Annotated in this window: 14 protein-coding genes and 1 pseudogene; 14 read left to right on the top strand and 1 reads right to left on the bottom strand. The window is 55.6% G+C overall.

The genetic code is table 11. The annotated features are described in order from the left end of the window. Positions 1-18: 18 nt before the first annotated feature. The 5 genes from rapZ (at position 19) to ACKXF7_RS12335 (ending at position 7404) form a co-directional block, all read left to right on the top strand. A complete protein-coding gene (gene rapZ / locus ACKXF7_RS12355; protein WP_423741459.1) occupies positions 19-882 on the top strand; it encodes an RNase adapter RapZ in 864 nt (287 codons plus the stop codon). 15 nt (positions 883-897) lie between these two features. Further along, complete coding sequence (gene whiA, locus ACKXF7_RS12350) at positions 898-1839, top strand: DNA-binding protein WhiA (protein WP_339394837.1); 942 nt, start codon at positions 898-900, stop codon at positions 1837-1839. Further along, positions 1823-5341 (top strand): DNA polymerase III subunit alpha, encoded by a 3519-nt coding sequence (locus ACKXF7_RS12345; RefSeq protein ID WP_423741458.1) that lies wholly within the window; start codon positions 1823-1825, stop codon positions 5339-5341. Before whiA ends, ACKXF7_RS12345 begins: the two co-directional genes overlap by 17 nt. Before the next feature lie 158 nt (positions 5342-5499). Then, a complete protein-coding gene (gene pfkA / locus ACKXF7_RS12340; protein ID WP_249236585.1) occupies positions 5500-6474 on the top strand; it encodes a 6-phosphofructokinase in 975 nt (324 codons plus the stop codon). Between the two features lie 303 nt (positions 6475-6777). Further along, positions 6778-7404, top strand: a complete 627-nt coding sequence (locus tag ACKXF7_RS12335) for a terminase TerL endonuclease subunit (protein ID WP_423741457.1) — start codon at positions 6778-6780, stop codon at positions 7402-7404. On the opposite strand, the gene ACKXF7_RS12330 is transcribed toward ACKXF7_RS12335, so the two are convergent. Continuing rightward, positions 7312-8949: a hypothetical protein gene (locus ACKXF7_RS12330; protein ID WP_348583533.1), complete on the bottom strand. Its 1638-nt coding sequence runs from the start codon at positions 8947-8949 to the stop codon at positions 7312-7314. The two genes, ACKXF7_RS12335 and ACKXF7_RS12330, sit on opposite strands and share 93 nt — an antisense overlap. Before the next feature lie 139 nt (positions 8950-9088). On the opposite strand from ACKXF7_RS12330, the gene ACKXF7_RS12325 reads away from it, so the two are divergent. The 9 genes and pseudogenes from ACKXF7_RS12325 to ACKXF7_RS12285 all read left to right on the top strand — a co-directional run bounded on the left by ACKXF7_RS12325 (position 9089) and on the right by ACKXF7_RS12285 (position 20013). Beyond that, a complete protein-coding gene (locus ACKXF7_RS12325; RefSeq protein ID WP_423741456.1) occupies positions 9089-9499 on the top strand; it encodes a hypothetical protein in 411 nt (136 codons plus the stop codon). A 337-nt stretch (positions 9500-9836) separates the two neighbouring features. Beyond that, the gene (gene ligA, locus ACKXF7_RS12320) at positions 9837-11837 is read left to right on the top strand and encodes an NAD-dependent DNA ligase LigA (RefSeq protein WP_423741455.1); all 2001 of its coding nucleotides are present in this window, start codon (positions 9837-9839) and stop codon (positions 11835-11837) included. 340 nt (positions 11838-12177) lie between these two features. Then, on the top strand, positions 12178-14445 hold the full coding sequence (locus ACKXF7_RS12315) for a hydratase (protein ID WP_423742633.1): 2268 nt from the start codon (positions 12178-12180) through the stop codon (positions 14443-14445). 177 nt (positions 14446-14622) lie between these two features. After that, positions 14623-15480, top strand: a complete 858-nt coding sequence (locus ACKXF7_RS12310) for a PHP domain-containing protein (protein ID WP_249236590.1) — start codon at positions 14623-14625, stop codon at positions 15478-15480. A 98-nt stretch (positions 15481-15578) separates the two neighbouring features. Then, complete coding sequence (locus ACKXF7_RS12305) at positions 15579-15842, top strand: TIGR03905 family TSCPD domain-containing protein (protein ID WP_423741454.1); 264 nt, start codon at positions 15579-15581, stop codon at positions 15840-15842. A gap of 21 nt (positions 15843-15863) precedes the next feature. Further along, positions 15864-16142, top strand: a pseudogene (locus tag ACKXF7_RS12300) (hypothetical protein); the annotation flags it as partial. A 485-nt stretch (positions 16143-16627) separates the two neighbouring features. Beyond that, complete coding sequence (locus ACKXF7_RS12295) at positions 16628-18280, top strand: AAA family ATPase (RefSeq protein ID WP_423741453.1); 1653 nt, start codon at positions 16628-16630, stop codon at positions 18278-18280. Positions 18281-18499: 219 nt separating this feature from the next. After that, on the top strand, positions 18500-19393 hold the full coding sequence (locus tag ACKXF7_RS12290; protein WP_423741452.1) for a diacylglycerol/lipid kinase family protein: 894 nt from the start codon (positions 18500-18502) through the stop codon (positions 19391-19393). A 332-nt stretch (positions 19394-19725) separates the two neighbouring features. Beyond that, a complete protein-coding gene (locus ACKXF7_RS12285; RefSeq protein WP_249236594.1) occupies positions 19726-20013 on the top strand; it encodes a co-chaperone GroES in 288 nt (95 codons plus the stop codon). Positions 20014-20060: the final 47 nt, after the last annotated feature.

Here is a 20060-nt window from a genome sequence, read left to right as displayed (position 1 = left end):
AGGAGCGGGATATCAATTATGGAGCTGTTGATCGTCAGCGGACTTTCCGGTGCAGGCAAATCGGTCGCCATGAATGCACTGGAGGATATCGGCTTTTTCTGCATCGATAATGTTCCGGCCGGACTGCTGCCCAGCATCACTGCGTTCTCGGAAGCAGGCGACAGCCAGCTGGAGCGGGTGGCACTTTCTATGGATGTGCGCGGCTGCCGCACCAGCGAGGAGATCGAGCAGGCACTTCATAAACTGGACGAGCAGGGGATCCTGTATAAGGTCCTGTTTCTGGATGCCCCGGATGATGTTCTCATGCGCCGCTACAGCGAGACCCGCCGCCGTCATCCCATCAGCATTTCGGAGGGCATTTCCACGCGGGAGGCCTTTGCAAAGGAACGCAAGATTTTGAAGCCGCTGCAGGAGCGTGCAGACTATACCATCAATACGGCACTGCTCTCCACTGCGCAGAACAAGGAGCGCATCTGCGACCTGTTTGTGAAAAATGGCGGAGCAAAAAGTGCAATGCGCCTGACCGTGATGTCCTTTGGCTTCAAGTTTGGCATTCCGCCGGAAGCAGACCTCGTGCTGGACGTGCGCTGCCTGCCCAATCCTTTCTATGTCCCGGAGCTCAAGCACAAGACGGGACTGGATCAGGAAGTGGTGGACTTTGTCATGTCGCACCCGGAAGCGCAGGAGCTGCTCAAGCGCTACGAAAGCTTTTTACAGTATGCACTGCCGCTTTACGTCAAGGAGGGCAAAAGCCAGCTGACCATTGCGGTGGGATGTACCGGCGGCAAGCACCGCTCCATTACATTTGCGCGTAAGATCGCGGAGTATTGCACGGCACTCGGCTACGAGCCGGGCGTGCAGCATCGTGATGCCATGCGTTGACAGAATTGAGGAAATATGAGTAGTTTTGCGTCCCGTGCGCGGGAGGAGATCGCTGCGCGCAGCATCCAGAAGGATTGCTGCGTGCGTGCGGCGGCCTATGGCATTGCGTGCTTTGCCAAATATTTTGATGCCAGGGGCCTTGTGGTGCAGACCGAACAGCAGGAGACGGTGCAGGCGGCACAGCAGCTGTTTGCCCGCTGCGGCGTGCAGGGCGAAATTTTGCAAAAGCAGCGGCCCAGCGGTGTTTTGTACGAGTTCAACATCCGTGCGCCGGAGCAGGTGGCCCGGATGCATGAGCTGTTCGGCACCACCGGCAGTGAAACCAGTCTGCAGATCGACCCCTGCCTTATCCGCTGCCAGACCTGCGTCAGTGCGTACATTGGCGCAGCTTTTTTGTGCAGTGGAACGGTCATTGATCCGCAGAAGGAATATAATCTGGAGTTCCTTACCTCCCGCACCAACCTTGCACGGGACTTTGAAGCATTGCTGGCAGAGCATGAGTTTGCACCGCACCGCACCCGGCGCAACGGTGTGAACCTGATCTACGTCAAAACGGGAGCCAATGTAGAACGGCTGCTCAGCTTTATGGGGGCAGTGAATGCCGCTGAGGAGATGCACGCACAGAAGGCGTTCAAGCAGGTGCGCAACCAGACGAATCGTCAGACCAACTGCGACACCGCAAACCTCGGCAAAACGGCCCGCGCCAATGCGCAGACGCTGAAGGCGATCCGATTTCTGGAAGAGCAGGATGCCCTTTCCACCTTGCCGGAGGTGCTGCAGCAAGCTGCCGCCAAACGGATGCAGTACCCGGACCTTTCGCTCACGGCACTGTGCGGCTGCTTTGAGCCTGCGGTGAGCAAATCCGGCCTGTCACACCGGATGAAGAAACTGGAGGCGTTGGCCGAAAATCTGCGGAAGAATCTGGAACAGGAGGCACAGCGTGAGCGAGATCAGTGAGAACAACCGTCTTGGAAGGGACTTCGTTCATCTGCACATCCATACGGAATACAGCCTTCTGGACGGTGCCTGCCGCATCGACCAGCTGATGGAGCGCGTAAAAGAGTGCGGGCAGACCGCCATTGCCTGCACAGACCATGGCGTTATGTACGGCTGCGTGCAGTTTTATAAGGCGGCTAAAAAGGCGGGCATCAAGCCTATTATCGGCTGCGAAGTCTATGTTGCCACCCGCACCCGCTTTGATAAGGTGAACAAGATCGATGGCAATAACCATCTGATCCTGCTGTGCAAAAATGAGACCGGTTACAAAAACCTTATCAAAATGGTATCGGCCTCTTTTGTGGAGGGCTTTTACTCCAAGCCCCGCATCGATAAGCAGCTGCTGGAGCAGTATCACGAGGGACTGATCTGCCTGTCTGCCTGTCTGGCCGGTGAGATCCCGCAGGCCATTCTGGCAGGCGACTATGAGCGTGCCAAAACCAGCGCGTTGTGGTACCGCGACCTGTTCGGCGAGGGTAACTATTACATTGAGCTGCAGGATCATGGCCTGAAAGAGGACAACATCGTTCTGCCGCAGCTCATCAAGCTTGCGCGGGAAACAGGCATCCCCATGGCAGCCACCAACGACTCTCACTATCTGCGCAGGGAGGATGCCAAGATGCAGGGCATCCTGCTGTGCATCCAGACCGGTAAGACCATTCAGGATGCGGATAAGATGGAGTTCCAGACCGACGAGTTCTATGTCAAAACGACAGACGAAATGTATGATCTGTTCTCCATGGTGCCGGAAGCCTGCGAAAATACGGCCAAAATTGCGGAGCGGTGCAGCTTTGATTTTGATTTCGGGCACACCAAGATCCCCTATTATAAAGCACCGAACGGGATGGATAATCAGGCGTTTTTTGAAAAGCTCTGCTGGGAGGGTCTGGAACGCCGCTATGGGCCTGATGTACCGCAGGCCAACAAAGACCGTCTGAGCTACGAGATCGGCGTGGTCAAAAAGATGGGCTACACAAACTACTACCTCATCGTGTGGGACTACGTCAACTACGCCAAGAGTCAGGGCATCCCGGTGGGCCCGGGCCGCGGCTCCGGCGCAGGCAGCATTGCGGCTTACAGTGTGGGCATCACGGATATCGACCCCATCCGCTATAATCTGATCTTTGAACGCTTTTTGAACCCGGAGCGTGTCAGCATGCCGGACTTCGATGTGGATTTCTGCTACGAACGCCGACAGGAAGTCATTGATTACGTCAACCGCAAATACGGTGCTGACCATGTGGCGCAGATCGTTACCTTTGGCACCATGGCAGCCCGCAACGCCATCCGCGATGTCGGCCGTGTAATGGGGATCCCGTATCAGCAGGTGGATGCGGTGGCAAAGCAGGTCCCCATGGAACTGAAAATGACCCTGAAGCGTGCGCTGGAGGTCTCGACAGAGCTGAAGCGGATGTACGACACCGACCCGCAGGTCACGGAGCTGATCGACACGGCCCTGAAGGTGGAGGGAATGCCCCGCCATGCATCCACGCATGCGGCGGGCGTCGTCATTACCCCGGAGCCTACGGACTACTATCTGCCGCTGGCCACCAATGATGGCCTGCCCGTGACCCAGTTCAACATGACCGAGATCGAGGAGCTTGGACTTCTGAAGATGGACTTCCTTGGTCTGCGCACCCTGACGGTCATCCGCGATGCGGAAATTGCCGTGCAGAAGCACGACCCGGAATTTTCCGTCCAGAAGCTGGACTATGACGACCCGGACACCTACAGGATGCTGGGGCAGGGCGATACCGAGGGCGTGTTCCAGCTGGAATCTTCCGGCATGAAGCAGGTCCTGGTGGGCCTGCAGCCACAGAACCTTGAAGATGTCATCGCTCTCATCAGCCTGTACCGTCCCGGTCCCATGGACTCCATCCCGACCTATCTACGCAACCGCCACGAGCCGGATAAGATCAGCTACAAGACCCCGCAGCTGGCGCACATTCTGGACGTGACCAACGGATGCATCGTGTATCAGGAACAGGTGATGCAGATCTTCCGTGAGCTGGCAGGCTTCTCGTTCGGACAGGCAGACAATGTCCGCCGTGCCATGAGCAAAAAGAAGCATGCTGTTATGGAGGCAGAGCGTGAGCACTTTGTGCACGGCTGCACCGACCCCGGCAACGAATGCCCGGGCTGTGTGGCAAACGGCATTTCGGAAAAAGTGGCAAACGAGATCTACGACGAAATGTCCAGCTTTGCCTCCTATGCATTCAACAAAAGCCACGCTGCCTGCTATGCCTATGTGGCATTTCAGACAGCCTATCTCAAGTGCCATTACCCCAGCGAATTCATGGCTGCATTGCTGACCAGCGTGCTGGACAACACCGATAAAGTCATCGAGTACTCCGGTGAGTGCGCACGGCTTGGAATTAAGGTGCTGCCGCCGGACGTGAATGTTTCAAACGGCGGATTTACGGCAGATAACAACGGTCAGATCCGTTTTGGACTGAACGCGGTCAAGAACGTGGGCCGCAACCTTATTGAGAATGTGGTCAGAGAGCGGCAGAATAAGCCCTACACCAGCTTGTACGATTTCTGCAAGCGGATGCATGGCACAGAACTGAACCGCCGGGCGGTCGAAAGCCTGATCAAGGCCGGTGCCTTTGACCATATGGGCAGCAACCGCCACAGTCAGGTGGAGGCGGTGGAAGGCATACTGAAAAGCATCGAAACAGACTCCCGCCGCAATCTGGACGGCCAGCTGGACCTGTTCTCGGTCATGAGCGGGGAAGCGCAGGATGAAGCATCTGCGGACAGCTATGAGATCAAACAGCTGTCGGAATACAGCCACAAGGAGCTGCTGCAGCAGGAAAAGGATGTCAGCGGCCTGTACCTGTCCGGCCATCCGCTGGACGCCTACCGTGAGCAGTCGGCGCGGATCGCGTCCCACTCCATCAAGGATCTGACCGGCGAGGATGCCCATGTGAAGGACGGCGAAAGGGTGCGCATCGTGTGTGCAGTGGTAAAAAGCCGCATGATGACCACCAAGTCCAACAGCATGATGGCCTTTACCAGTGTGGAAGACCTGACCGGTACGATGGAGGTGATCGTGTTCCCCAGAGTGCTGGATACCTTCCGCGATTCACTGCACGAAAATGCGGTCGTTGTGATCGACGGCAAGCTTTCTGTGCGAGAGGACGAAGCCTCCAAGCTGCTGGCAGAGAGTGTTGTCCCCATTGAAAGCTATGATCCCTCCCGGCCGGACAAGGGCCGCCCGGACCCGATGCGGAAGGCTGCAAAAAAACTCTATATCCGTGTGCCGTCCCGCAGCAGCAGGGAATATGCAAAGGTGGTAAATCTTCTGCATATTTTCGATGGCGATATGCCGGTGCTTCTGTACCTGATGGACACCAAGCAGTATCTGCAGGTGCCGCGTCATCTTTACACTTCCGGCCATCCGCTGCTGTTTGAAGAACTGGAAAGACTGGTCGGCACAGACAATATTGCAACAAAATGACATTTCTGTGCGCGAATCTTAACAGGCAGAATGTTTTCAAAACGGAGCGTTTGTGTTATAATGATTCAAGGCAAGTGAAGTGCTCTGAGCAGCGTTGAAATGGAGAGCGCTGTGATATTACTGGGTAAATGAAGACAAAATTGGAGGGAATCTCTCGTATGGAAAAGCAGATCAAAACGATTGGTGTGTTGACAAGCGGCGGTGATGCTCCCGGCATGAACGCTGCTGTGCGCGCCGTAGTCCGTACCGGCCTGCATAAGGGTTACCGTATGATCGGCATTCAGCGCGGCTATAACGGCCTGCTGAACGGTGAATGCTTTGAAATGAACCTGCGCAGTGTCTCGAACATCATTTCTGCAGGCGGTACGATCCTTTACACTGCCCGCTGCCTGGAGTTCAAGACCAAGGAAGGTCAGGACAAGGGTGCCGAGAAATGCCGCGAGCTGGGGATCGATGCCCTGGTGGTCATTGGCGGTGATGGTTCTTACCGCGGCGCTCGTGAGCTGGCCCACCGCGGCATCCCGATGATCGGCCTGCCCGGCACCATCGATAACGATATTTCCTGCACGGATTATACCATCGGCTACGATACTGCGATGAATACCGCGCTGGAAATGATCGATAAGCTGCGCGACACCACCCAGAGCCATGACCGCTGCAGTGTGGTCGAGGTCATGGGCCGCAATGCCGGTTATATTGCACTGAACGTGGCCATCGCTTCCGGTGCTATGGCTGTTCTGCTGCCGGAGAAAGAGTTCGACATGCAGCGCGATATTCTGGATAAGATCGCAGAGACCCAGAAGACCGGCAAGCGTCATTTCATCATCATCGTGGCCGAGGGCGTCGGCCATGCGCAGGAGATCGCAAACGAGATCCAGGCCCGTACCGGCATTGATTCCCGTGCAACGATTCTGGGTCATGTCCAGCGCGGTGGTTCTCCCACCCTGCGTGACCGCGTGAATGCGTCTGCAATGGGCTATCACGCTGTCTGTCTGCTGGAGCAGGGCAAGTATAACCGTATCGTTGGCATGAAAGGCGAAAAGCTGGTGGACTATCCGGTGGATGAAGCCCTTGAAATGACCAAGACGCTTGACCCGGTGCTGTTGGACGTGTGCAACACCATTTCTATCTGATATTTATAAAGTCAATACCATGGAGCTGTTCTCTCGAGGGATCGAGAGGGTAGCTCTTTTTTACGTTTTGACGCAAAAAATACATGAACTGACTGGAGTTTTCTGCATTTTAAAAAAGAAAAATTGTGAATGAAAAGTGCATAACCATAAATAGAAATATATGGAAGAAACCGTGGCTCGAATTGTAATATTTCGACCCGGTGCTGGATTGGTGCTAGAACATCAGGGGATCTTATCAAGCTCGCTGATGAGCCATTCGACGGTACGCCTAGTGTAAACACGCTCAGTAAGGTCATCGATTTTATGACCAACGATTCGCTTGAGAGCATATTCGTCCATCTCCGCTTTCTTGGCTGCACCCTCTCGAAGCTGCCGCAGTCCATGCGCCAGAAATATGACGAGTTCATGCGGGAGGGGACGCTGGCCGTGATGGAAGGCACCGTGCTGGACATGATGGAAGTTTACGACGACCTTGACGCCTTTATTGAGCAAAGCCGGTACGATGTGCGGTGCTTTGGCTACAATCCCTACAATAATGCAAAGGACTTTGTGGAGCGGTGGGCCAGAGAGAACGGCGAGTACGGCATTGAAAAGGTGATACAGGGCGCAAAGACCGAGAGCGTGCCGCTGGGTGAGCTGAAGAAGCTGAGCGAACAGAGGAAGCTGTTGTTTGACGAAGCGCTAATGCAATTTGCCATGGGCAACTGCATTACGCTGGAAGACACAAACGGCAACCGCAAGCTTCTGAAACAGAGGTATGACCAGAAGATCGATGCGGTTGCCGCTATGATGGATGCGTATGTAAGTTACAAGGTGAACCGGGATGCGTTTGAGCGATTACTTGATTACAGTTTTGGTGCTGAGAATTTGCTTGACAGCTCCTGCTGGAGCTTTGCTGAACGAATAAGTATAGCCATTTCCGTCAGTTAAACTCATGTCATATTTAGAAAAACTGATTTGCTCGTCCCAACCACGGTCATAACTAAAATGAATAGTAATGCCGTCTTTGAAACTGCCAGAAACAATTTTAGCTCTCATGGCTGTTTCGTCGCCGTTTCCGTGGGCAAAATAGTAAACCTCATGGTTCGCAAAGTCAATGTAGTAATAAACACGATAACTTCCCGTGTTCATGACATAGCCGAGAGCTGTATCTTCTTCACCGGAAGTGGATTTAGAAGCAGTTGAGGAACTCTGTTCGGTTGTATCCGAAGATGCTTCGATCCCATATGCAGCCATCTGTTCCTCAACATATTGGTTCATGTCGACGCCCTCGGGGATATCGGAAACGGGGCCGTCGTAGGAGGATTGAATGAAATCTGAAGTGCGTGGAATGGTATAAGAGCCATCAGTGCCATCAGAACGGGTAACCTGGAGGCCATCGTCCGTTACAGTAATTGTTTCATCCCAGCCGTTGAGGTAGTTGAAGTGGACTTTATAGCCGCTTTTTGCATTGCCCGACGTGATGCGACCAGTGATGCCTGCAGCGTAGGAGTCCGGCGCTTTGAGGAAATAGCGGACGATACCAGAAGAAGGCATGACCCAATAGCACTCGCTGTACTCGGAACTTTCGGCTCCGTAGCAGAGTTCTTCTTCAGTGGTTTCTGCAACTGCGGTTTCCTGAGAAGAATCAGATGAGCTACTGGAAGAATAGAAGCTGTGGTACAAAATGACGATGGGAATGTCCATGGGATACCATGTCTCTTCTTTGAAGTCCGGGGCGCCATCGACCGTGATTTCAATAACGTCGTTCTCGGTTTCAAAAATCCCGAGGATCATGTCGCCTTTGCCTTCGGCTGTAACATTGATAAAGCCGGCATCTTTCAGCTGCTTGACAACATTGCGGTAATCACTGTAATCCGAGATGACAGGCATCATAACTTCACCCATTGCAAGGTGGGAATTGGCAACACGCTCCTCTTCCAGTCTGGCAAGCTCGGCACTATGAGCTGCCTGTTCCTGTGCATGCTGTTTGCTGTTTGACGAAGAGACACCCGCCGAAATTAGAAGAACCAGAACAAGACCGCCGGCAATGAGGCATTTTTGGGTATTAGCTCTGTAATAGTTGATGGCTTTGGCGACAGACTTGCCAACCTGACGGGCGTATTTTTCGTTCTGAGCAGAACGGTATTCTGCATAGGCACGGGCGTCGGCTTCTTCGCGTGCCTGCTGCTCCTGTTTTTTGCGCTCGGCTGCTTCTGCCTCACGCCGTTTGCGTTCTTCCTCGGCACGCTTTTTGGTACGCCGCTCTTCAAATGGAGAAGCGAAAGCATCGACGAGGCGATATGCGACATCTGCGGCAGTATGTCCGCAATCTCTTTTTTCCGCTGGTTCCGCAGGCTCGGAATGTTCTGCCGCATTGCGGACAAAAGGCGCAATTTCGATTTTGGTACCGCAATACTCGCAGAACGCAAAATCACGTCTGGAATCTGTGATATGGAGCTTTTTACCGCATTCAGGACAGGTGATCGTTGCCATGTTTTTCATTCCTTTCCTTACAAACAAAAGCTGTTAAAGCCAGTATAGCACGGAACCGTGGATAAAAGCAACCGGCTGTAAAAGAAAGTTGTTGATGGCCGGAAAAACACAGAAAAAGAAAAGGAGGAGTTTTTTCAAAATGGATTACTGGGAATACCTTGCGCACGGCCAGAAAGGTGCCGAGCGGGACGACCACCGGTACTATGCCCGCGAGCTGGTGGGCAACAGGGACGGAAAGAACGTTTACCACTACTTTTACTCGGCAGAAGAGTATGCTTCGTACCGGAGGAGCAAGAGCAGCCATGCTGGTGCTGCAACAAATGAGAAAGAGAGCCTGCTGGACAAGGCGAGAAAATCGCACCGTGAAAACCGGTGGAGACCTGACACAATCATTAGCACTGGAAGCGCCGCAAGTGTTACATACAAAAACAGTGCTGGTAAAAAGCGTCATACGGATTATCAAGCGGAATGCAAAGAAAGGTGCATAAAGTCAATACCATGGAGCTGTTCTCTCGAGGGATCGGGAGGGCAGCTCTTTTTTATGGCGTGAACGGAGGAGTGTGCTCACATCCTCCATTGCAGATTTGACCGAGAAAGTCTCTTGCAATTGCTGGAAATCCAATGAAAGATTCAGCAAAAATAATGCGATAATGCGTATTAAATTTACGCTATTCAACAAAGAGTATCTCCACCTGATTGATTATAAATCAACCAAAAAAGTAAAATGAAACCGATTTCAACTGTGATGGATAAATGATCTATACAAACCGTATTCCTTTGCAGAGGGCGGAAAAATGTGGTATACTAATAAAAATTGAGCCTGTGCTGCAGCATCGTCCAGCCAACAAGTCTGGAATGCAGCGCAGGAAAAGTCGGAGAGCGGGAGAGTGGATTTTTTGGAGTTGGAACAGGCAAAGCAGCGCGTGGAAGAGCTGCGAACGATCATTGAAAAAAATAATCGTCTTTATTATGATCAGGATGCGCCGGAACTGGAAGATTTTGAGTATGATGCCCTGACCCGGGAGCTGAAAGCGCTGGAAGCACAGTTTCCACAGCTGGTAACGGCATCGTCTCCCACGCAGAAGGTGGGCGGTACCGCCAGCAGCAAACTGCCAAAGGTGACCCACACGGTCAAAATGGAGAGCCTTCTGGATGCTTTTTCGTATGATGAACTGCGCGACTTTGACCGCCGTGTGCGCGAAGCAGGCGCAGAGCCGGAGTATGTGGTCGAGATCAAGATCGATGGTCTTTCCTGCAGCTTGGAATATGAGAATGGTGAGCTGGTTCGTGCCTCCACCCGCGGCGATGGCGTAGTAGGCGAAGACGTTACAGCCAATGTCCGTGCCATTCGCAGCATTCCCCAAAAATTGAAGAATGCACCAGAGTTTCTGGAAGTGCGCGGTGAAGTGTATATGCCGCACGGAGCGTTCCAGAAGCTCTGCGCAGAGCAGGAGCTGCAGGGCGCTGCGCCTTTCAAAAATCCGCGCAATGCTGCTGCCGGTTCCCTGCGTCAGAAGGATGCCCAAATAACCGGCAGCCGGGGGCTTTCTATTTTTATTTTTAATGTGCAGCAGATCCGCGGCAAAACTCTCACAAAGCATTCGGAAAGTCTGGACTATCTCAAGAGTCTGGGGTTGCCGGTGTCGCCGCGTTATCATGTGGTGCATGATATTGAGCAGGCCATTGCAGAGATCGAGCAGATCGGGCAGAACCGTGCAAAGCTGGACTTTGATATGGATGGTGCTGTTATAAAAGTGAACAGTTTTGCACAGCGTGATTTGATGGGCTCCACCAACAAATTTCCGCGCTGGGCGATCGCTTTCAAGTATCCGCCGGAGGTCAAAGAAACTACGCTGCGCAGCATTGAGGTCGCAGTGGGCCGCACCGGTGTGTTGACGCCGACTGCCTGCTTTGATCCCGTATTTCTGGCAGGTACCACGGTTGCCCGCGCAACGCTGCACAATGAAGATTTTATCCATCAGTTTGGTCTTTGCATCGGCGATACCATTCAGGTGCGCAAGGCTGGTGATATCATCCCGGAAGTGATCGGTGTCACCCGCCATGCAGAGGATGCGCAGCCCTACGAAATGCCAACCGTCTGTCCTTCCTGCGGCGCACCGGTCGTTCATCTGGAAGATGAAGCGGCTCTGCGCTGTGTGAACCCCGAATGTCCGGCACAGGCGCTGCGCAATATCATCCACTTTGCATCCCGGGATGCTATGGATATTGAGGGCCTTGGTACGGCTGTTGCCACTCAGCTGGTGGAAAAGGATATGGTGCATTCTGCTGCGGATATCTACACTCTGACCCGGGAACAGCTTTTGACGCTGGACAAATTCAAGGAGAAAAGTGCTGAGAATCTTTTGAGCGCGATCGAACGCTCCAAGCAGAATAATCTGGATAAGCTTTTGTTCGGTTTTGGCATCCGCAACATTGGTGACAAGGCAGCAGCTCTGCTGGCGGAGCATTTTGGAACATTGCAGGCCCTCCGGGAAGCCACCGTGGAGAAGATCAGCGAGATTGACGGATTTGGCGGCGTGATGGCACAAAGCGTAGTAGAATTTTTTGCAAAAGAAGGCACCACCGATCTTGTGCACCGCTTGGCAGATGCCGGCTTGAACATGCAGTGGAAGGGCGAGCCGAAAGGCGATAAGCTGGCAGGCAAAACGCTGGTGGTCACGGGTACGCTGGAATCGCTTTCCCGCAACGAAGCCGAGGCTCTGATCGTGAAAAATGGCGGCAAGGCCAGCGGCTCCGTCTCCAAAAAGACGGCTTACGTTGTGGCGGGTGCTGCGGCGGGCTCCAAGCTGACGAAGGCACAGACACTCGGGATCCCCGTTCTGACCGAGGCAGAATTTCTGGCAATGCTTCGGGATGAAAATACCTGACAACGAGACAGGCGATCCTTTTCGGGAAAGCCTGTCTCATTTTTTGCAGGGGCTGTTTTGCGGCAGTTCGGGCTTGTTTCTTTTGTGCCGGACGAGGGGAGAGAGTGGCGCAGAGTCCGTCTCTTCATCCTCCCTTCACAGTTCATTTGAAAAAAGTGCTTTTTCTTTCCGGCGTTTCATGCTATAATAATATTCAAACACGGCTTTGGGGCCGTCGCCGCCTGCTTTGGCAGTGCGGCAGGATAGGGCAGATCAGACGGTGTACCGTTCTGCCGGGGCAGTGCCCGCAACAGAGGGCGGGCGGGAAAATCAAAAAGAGAGGCGAATCGAGATGTTGGATATGATCAAGTGCAGCACCGGCGGTGCATACTATGCCCGCGGGGAGTGGGTGCCGGCAGACGGCAATGCATCTGCCGCGCTGACCGCAAAAGGCTTTGATGCAGCAGCCGTTGCAAATGCAAAGACCGGTACCATGGCTTACAGCATTCTGCAGGCCCATAACACCAGCGGCGATGCCGATAACCTGAAGATCAAGTTTGATGCCATGGCCAGCCATGACATCACCTTTGTTGGCATTATCCAGACGGCCCGCGCATCCGGTCTGGAGAAATTCCCCATTCCGTATGTGCTTACCAACTGCCACAACAGCCTGTGTGCTGTGGGCGGCACTATCAACGAGGATGACCACCGCTTTGGACTGTCCGCTGCTAAAAAGTACGGCGGCATCTTTGTGCCCCCGCACCTTGCAGTCATCCATCAGTACATGCGCGAAAAGTTTGCGGGCTGCGGCAAAATGATTCTGGGCTCCGACTCCCACACCCGCTATGGCGCTTTGGGCACCATGGCTATTGGCGAGGGCGGCGGCGAGCTGGCAAAGCAGCTGCTGGGCCGCACCTATGATGTTGCCCGCCCGGGCGTCGTGGCAATCTACCTCACCGGTTCTCTGCCCGCAGGCTGCGGCCCCCACGATGTGGCAATCGCACTGGTGGGCAAGCTGTTCAAGAGCGGCTACGTCAAGAACAAGGTCATGGAGTTCGTCGGCCCCGGCATTGCGTCCCTGCGTCAGGATACCCGCAATGCCATCGATGCGATGACCACCGAGACCACCTGCCTGTCCTCCATCTGGGAGACAGACGAGACCACCCATCGCTTCCTTGCTGTGCACGGCCGCGCTGCCGACTATAAAAAGCTGGCCCCGGCGGATCTGGCCTACTATGACGGCGTGGTGGAAGTGGATCTGTCTGCGATCCGCCCGATGATCGCACTGCCCATGCACCCCTCCAATGCATTCACCATTGAAGAACTGAACGCAAACCTTGAGGATATCCTCCACGCCTGCGAACAGGATGTGCAGAAGCTCATCGGCCGCAAGGACGTCAGCCTTGACCTGTGCAGCAAGATTGAGAACGGAAAGCTGCGTGTGGATCAGGGCGTCATTGCAGGCTGTGCAGGCGGCCTTTACGACAGCATTTATGAGGCAGCCTCCATCCTCAAGGGCCATACCGGCGGCTGCGGCGACTACGCACTCAGCGTGTACCCCGGCAGCCAGCCGATCATGATGGAGTTGGTGCGCACCGGCGTGATCAGCGACCTGATGGCAAGCGGTGCAACCATCCGCACGGCTTTCTGTGGTCCCTGCTTCGGCGCAGGCGATGTGCCCGCAAACGGCGCGCTGTCCATCCGCCATACCACCCGCAACTTCCCCAGCCGTGAGGGCTCCAAGCCTGGCAACGGCCAGCTTTCCGGCGTAGCATTGATGGATGCCCGCAGCATTGCAGCTACCACGGCCAACGGCGGCATCCTGACCCCGGCCACCGACATTGATTATGATCCCACTGTGCCTGAGTATCAGTACGATCCTTCCAGCTACAATACCCGCGTGTATCAGGGCTTTGGCAAAGGCGATTACGATGCACTGCTCAAGCTGGGCCCCAACATCAAGGACTGGCCCGAGATTGCACCGCTGGGCGAGAATCTGCTGCTGAAGGTAGCTTCCTACATCACCGATCCTGTTACCACCACGGACGAGCTCATCCCCTCCGGCGAGACCTCGTCCTTCCGCTCCAATCCGCTGGGTCTGGCAGAGTTCACCCTCAGCCGCAAGGACCCGGAGTATGTGGGCCGCGCCAAGGCTGTGCAGGCTGAGGAAAAGGCCCGCCGTGCAGGTGAGGGCAGCGCTGAGGTGCTGGCGCAGCTGCACAAAGTGCCCGGCTGCGAGGCCCTGACATGGGATGATGTGCAGATCGCATCCACCATCTTTGCCGTCAAGCCCGGCGATGGTTCTGCCCGTGAGCAGGCTGCCAGCTGTCAGCGCGTGCTGGGTGCCGGGGCCAACATCGTCACCGAGTATGCCACCAAGCGCTACCGCTCCAACCTCATCAACTGGGGTATGCTGCCGCTGCAGCTGGTGGGCGCAACGCCCTTCGGTCTGGGCGATTATGTGTTCATCCCCAACGTCCGCGAAGCTCTCAAGGGCGATCTGCAGGACATCAAGGCCTATGTGCTGGGCGATTCCGTCAAGGAGCTCAGCCTGTACATGGCCCCGCTGACCGCCGATGAGCGCAAGATCCTGGCAGATGGCTGCCTGATCAATTTCTATAAGAACTAATAAAGATCCTCTCAGTCATTGCTTCGCAATGCCAGCTCTCCCGAAAGGGAGAGCTTTTTAGCGGAACGGAGCACGGCAGCTTTTGCGGATAAAAAGCATTTGGCAAAAGAAAAGCCCCCCTCGGGGGAGCTGACGCCGCAGGCGGCTGAGGGGGTTTTCATGGAGGTTTCAATTTCTATGCCCGGCGATCTTCACAATCATTCTACCTGTTCCGATGGCTCGGTGCCCATCCACCGTCTGCCGCTCATGGCGGCGCGGGCGGGTCTGGACACCATGGCCATTTCCGACCACGATACCCTGCTCAGTGTGAATTACTGCTATGAGCACCCGGTGCAGGACGGGGTGCATCTGCTCCCGGCGGCTGAGCTCACCGGCTACGACCATGAGCATCATCACCGGGTGCACCTGTTGTGCTATTACCCGGACCCGGAAAGCCGGGAGCTGAGGGAGCACTGCGACATCCTGCGCCAGCGCCGCAACGAGTGCGGTCTGCAAAGCGCAAAGGAGATCGAAGCGCTGTATCCGCAGTTCCGCACGGAACAGGCACTGGAATACGCAAAAGACAGCGGTGTACTGTTCAAAAGCGGCATTATGGAGGCACTGCATCAGCTGGGCCTGTGCGATGCCGTATATGGCAGGCTGTACAGTTACCTTTTTGGCTGGGAGCCGCGCGGCGTGGTACTGCATCAGGTAAAGTATCCTTCGGTGCAGGAGGTGCTTGCCACAGCCAAGGCAGCCGGTGCGGTGGTGGTGTTTGCGCACCCGACCGTTTACAAAAGCATGCCGCTGGTACGCCAGCTTGCCAAAGAGGGAATGATCGACGGCATCGAGGTGGAGCATCCCCGCAACAGCCCGGAGGACAAGGCTGAGTGTGCGGCGCTGTGCGAGCAGTACGGCCTTATCCACACGGGCGGCACCGACTTCCACGGAGCTAACCACAAGGTGCCGCACCCGGTGGGCACCTGCACCACAGAGGAGGATCAGATCGCCCGTATTCTGGAACTGGCCCACCAGCGCCGTGGGATCGATGTATGACCGTGCAGCAGGTCACATTGACATTCCAACAGACCGGCCTATAATAAATGAAGACGAATACCGTCGGAATGTCTGTCAAAAAGAGAGGATTTTGAACTATGAGCAAGGAATTCAGCTTCCTGAACAGCGGCACCTGCTCCAAGCAGACCAACTTTGTACTGAACGATGACCACACCATTGAGAGCATGGAAGTCATCGGCGGCTGCAATGGCAACCTGAAGGGCATCTGCAGCATCGTTCGCGGCATGAAGGCCGAACAGGTCATCGAACGCTTTGAGAATGTGAAATGCGGCTTCCGCAGCACCAGCTGCCCGGATCAGATCGCAAAGAACCTGAAAAAGGCTCTGGCTGAAATGAACTGAACATGATCTGCCAAAGAGGAGATGCCACACCGGTATCTCCTCTTTGCTTTTCCCATCCCGACACAAACGACTGATTTTTTTCGGTGCTTTGGGACTATACTTCTTATGCAAACGAATTTTTCAGCAAGGAGCAGGCAAATGAGCATCTGGGAAAAAATGGGCTTTGGCGGTTACAAGGGCTTTTCGCATGAGGCGGACAGACTGCTGCGCAGTGCAGTGGAGCTTGCCGGGAATCTGGGCTGCGAAAAGGCAGATACCAGCCATCTGCTGCTGGCGATCCTGCAGCAGGATCAGGGCGCAGCAGCGCGGTTTCTGGCAGGCAAACAGATCTGTGAGCCGGAAGTGCGCCGTCAACTGGCTCAGACCCGCCGCGCCCCGGCTCTGCATCTGGACCGCCATGACCTTGCACCGGATCTCAGACGCACCATGGACTATGCCATCATCGGGGCGCAGAACGCTCACCTGAACCGTGCTGAACCGGAACACTTGCTCTGCGCGATGCTGGAGGATGATGGCTGCACGGCAGGCGTGCTGCTGGCGTCCATGGGGCTGCAGCTCACAGAGGCTGTGAGAGAATGCCGCCAGTTGTCCGGGCAATTCGTCCTGCCATACCAGACACGGGCGGCAGCCGGTGCACCACGCGGCAGCCGGGCCAGTGATAAATACTGCCGTGATCTGACCCGCCGCGCCGCAGAACGGGAACTGGACCCGGTGTTCTGCCGGGAGGCGGAGCTGGACCGCATGGTAGAGTCTTATGCCGCCGCCAGAAAAACAACCCCTGTCTGGTGGGGGAACCGGGCGTTGGCAAGACGGCGTTGGCGGAGGGTCTTGCCCAGCGCATTGCCGGGGACCGCGTGCCGCGCGCGCTCAAGGGGCGCCGTCTTTTGGCACTGGATATGGCCAGCCTTGTGGCAGGCACAAAATACCGCGGCGATTTTGAAGAGCGATTCAAAAACCTGCTGGAAGAACTGGTCCGGGACGGCAGTGCCATCCTGTTCGTGGACGAATTCCATACCATTGTAGGTGCCGGTGCAGCGGAAGGTGCCATTGATGCAGCCAGCATTTTAAAGCCGGTACTGGCACGTGGAGAATTGCAGATGATCGGTGCCACTACTACCGAGGAATTCCGCACCCATATCCAGAAGGATGCTGCATTGGAACGCCGTTTCGGCAAGGTGCAGGTGGAGGAGCCTACGCCTGCACAGGCCGTCGATATCCTCAGCGGTCTGGCCCCGCGCTACGAACGCTATCACAACGTAAAGCTTCCGCAGGAGACCCTGCAGGCGGCAGTGGAACTCTCGGTGCGGTATCTGCCGGGGCGTTTTCTGCCGGATAAGGCCATCGACCTTGTGGATGAAGCATGCGCAGCGGCACGCATCCGTGCGGAACGGGAAAAGCAGCCCCAGCCCGTGCTGACCCCGGATGATATCGCCCATGTGGTGGCACAGGCCAGCGGCGTGCCCACAGAGCGCGTTGGAGAGCAGGAACGGGAACGGCTGGAAAAGCTGGAACAGCGCCTGAACGAGGAGATCGTCGGGCAGAGCCGCGCAGTCGCTGCCGTGGCAGGGGCCATCCGTCGCAGCCGTACCGGCCTTGGGGAACCGGGAAGGCCCATAGGAGCCATGCTGTTCCTTGGCCCCACCGGCGTTGGCAAAACAGCCCTTGCCAGGGCGCTGGCCGTCAGCTGGTTCGGCAGCGAAAAGGCACTGCTCAAGTTTGACATGTCGGAATATCAGGAGCAGCACACCGCTGCCCGGCTGCTGGGTGCCCCGCCGGGCTATCTGGGCCATGATGAGGGCGGGCAGCTTACCGAGGCCGTGCGCCGCCGCCCATACAGCGTGGTCCTGTTTGATGAGATCGAAAAAGCCCACCCGGATATCCAGAACATCCTGCTGCAGATCCTGGAGGATGGGCAGCTCACCGATGCCATGGGGCGAAAAGCAGATTTCCGCAACACCATTGTGCTGCTCACATCCAACCTTGGCGCGCGCTTTCTGGCGGGTCAGAGCGCTCCGCTGGGCTTTGCTGCGGGCAGTGAAGCCGTATTTGAAAAGCAGTCGGCGCAGGCCGTTGAGGAAGCGAAAAAGTGGTTCCGGCCAGAACTGGCAGGCCGTCTGGATGAAATGATCGTGTTCCGTCCGCTGGCAGATGACAGCCTGTGCGCCATTGCGGAAAAACTGCTCTGCCAGCTGGAACAGCGTGCAGCAGACAGTGGCTATCAGCTGCACCATACGCCTCAGGTGGGCAGGGCACTGGCGGCAAAGGCGCGGTCAGCCTATGGTGCCCGGGAACTGCGCCGCGCCGTGGACAGGGCAGTAGAGCAAGCCCTTGCAGACCGCATTGCCTCCGGCACAGCCAATACCGGCCAGCATTGGACAGCGGACTGCTCGGCTGATGGCTCTATCATCCTGCGGGAGGATGAAACCGTAACCATGTAAAAATTGGACAGTAGTGGCTTCCCCGCCGTCCTGCCAAGTAAAAATGCATCTTGCAACCTGCTGGTTTTCTGTTATCATAGAATCAGGGTGTATCTGAAAAACAGAATTGCAGGAGGAAGTTCATGCGCACTTTATTTCTTTTGAACCCCGCTGCCGGCAAGGCAGACTGTACCCGTGCTCTGCCGCGGCAGATCGATGCGGCCGCGGCGCGGGCCGGTCTTGCCATGGGAGAATATACCATTCGGATTCACTGCCCACGCAGGCCACGCCCGGGAGCTTGCCAATGCCGCAGCCCGACAGGCCCGGCAGGCAGGGGAGCAGCTCCGCATCTATACAGCAGGCGGCGATGGCACCTTCAATGAAGCCCTCACCGGCGTCTATGGGTTTGAAAATGCGGCTGTAGGCTGCCTGCCCTATGGCAGCGGCAATGATTTCCTGCGTACTTTTGGCACAAAAGCGGAATTTCTGGATCTGGACGCCCAGCTTGCAGGCGGGCCGGTCGCCATTGACCTGATGCAGACCAGTCTCGGTCTTTCGGCCACCATCTGCGCTGCCGGTCTGGATGCGCAGGTCGCCTACGGTATCCCGAAGTTCCGGCGCATCCCGCTCTGCGGCGGCGAAGCGGCCTATGCGCTTTCCATCGTAGAACAGCTGTGCGGGCATATTGGCCGAAGAGTAGAGTACACCATTGACGGCGAGACCCTGACAGTGGACTGCCTTATGTGTGCCGTCTGCAATGGCCGCACCTATGGCGGTGGTTTCTGTGCAGCGCCGGAAGCCCAGCCGGACGACGGCTGGCTGGATGTGTATATCATCCGCAAGGTGAGCCGTTTGACCATTGCAAAACTTCTGGGAATGTACAAAAACGGAGGGCACTTCCGGAATGGTCAGCTGGTCAGGGCGGCAGAGCCGTACTTTATCTACCGGCGGGCAAAGCAGGTCTCTCTGCGCGCCGTGGATGGCCGCGGGCCTATCGTTGCTACGGCAGACGGTGAGTGTGTGCCCAAGGAGCAGATCACTGTGCAGGTACAGCCGCTGGCTGGCCGTATTCTGCTGCCAAAGCCTGCTTTTGAGCGCTTTGCAGCGCAGCGGTCCGAACAGAGTGCGACCTGACCGGACGCGAAAAAATTCAGCCTTCAGGATCTCCTGAGCAGTCAAAGGGTCGGAAGCCTTAAAACAGGGTTTCCGGCCCTTTATTTTGCAGAAAAAAGAAAGGAGATCCGGAAGGTTTTGAATCAGGTTTTGCTGATGATACGTTGATTGAACGAGTCGTCACAAATTGTTAATAAAGAATTGCAAAAAAAGTCTTGATTTTTCGGGTCAAGATGAGTACAATACTCTTAGCACTCAGAGAAAAGGAGTGCTAAACAATCGGAAGGGCGCACACGAGGCTTCCGGTTCATGGCAAAGTTTAAATTATATTTTATTATAGGAGGGCAAGAACTATGAAGATCATTCCTCTTGCAGACCGTGTTGTTATCAAGACTGTTGAGGTCGAGGAGACCACCAAGGGCGGCCTGATCCTGACCGGCAGTGCCAAGGAGAAGCCTCAGGTGGCTGAGGTCATCGCTGTAGGCCCCGGCGGCATTGTGGACGGCAAGGAAGTCAAGATGACCGTTAAGGTCGGCGACAAGGTCCTCACCAGCAAGTATTCCGGCACCGAGGTCAAGGTGGACGGTGAGGAGTGCACCATCGTCCGTCAGGGTGATATCCTGGCAGTCGTTGAGGACTGAGCACAGCCCCCTCTGTATTAAGAAATTGAGCTTTAAAGGAGCGATTT

It is taken from the genome of Faecalibacterium sp. 7, from assembly GCF_049562865.1.
Taxonomy (GTDB): domain Bacteria; phylum Bacillota; class Clostridia; order Oscillospirales; family Ruminococcaceae; genus Faecalibacterium; species Faecalibacterium wellingii.
Note: the sequence above shows the minus strand (reverse complement) of the source record. Positions and strands in the feature narration are given on the sequence as shown.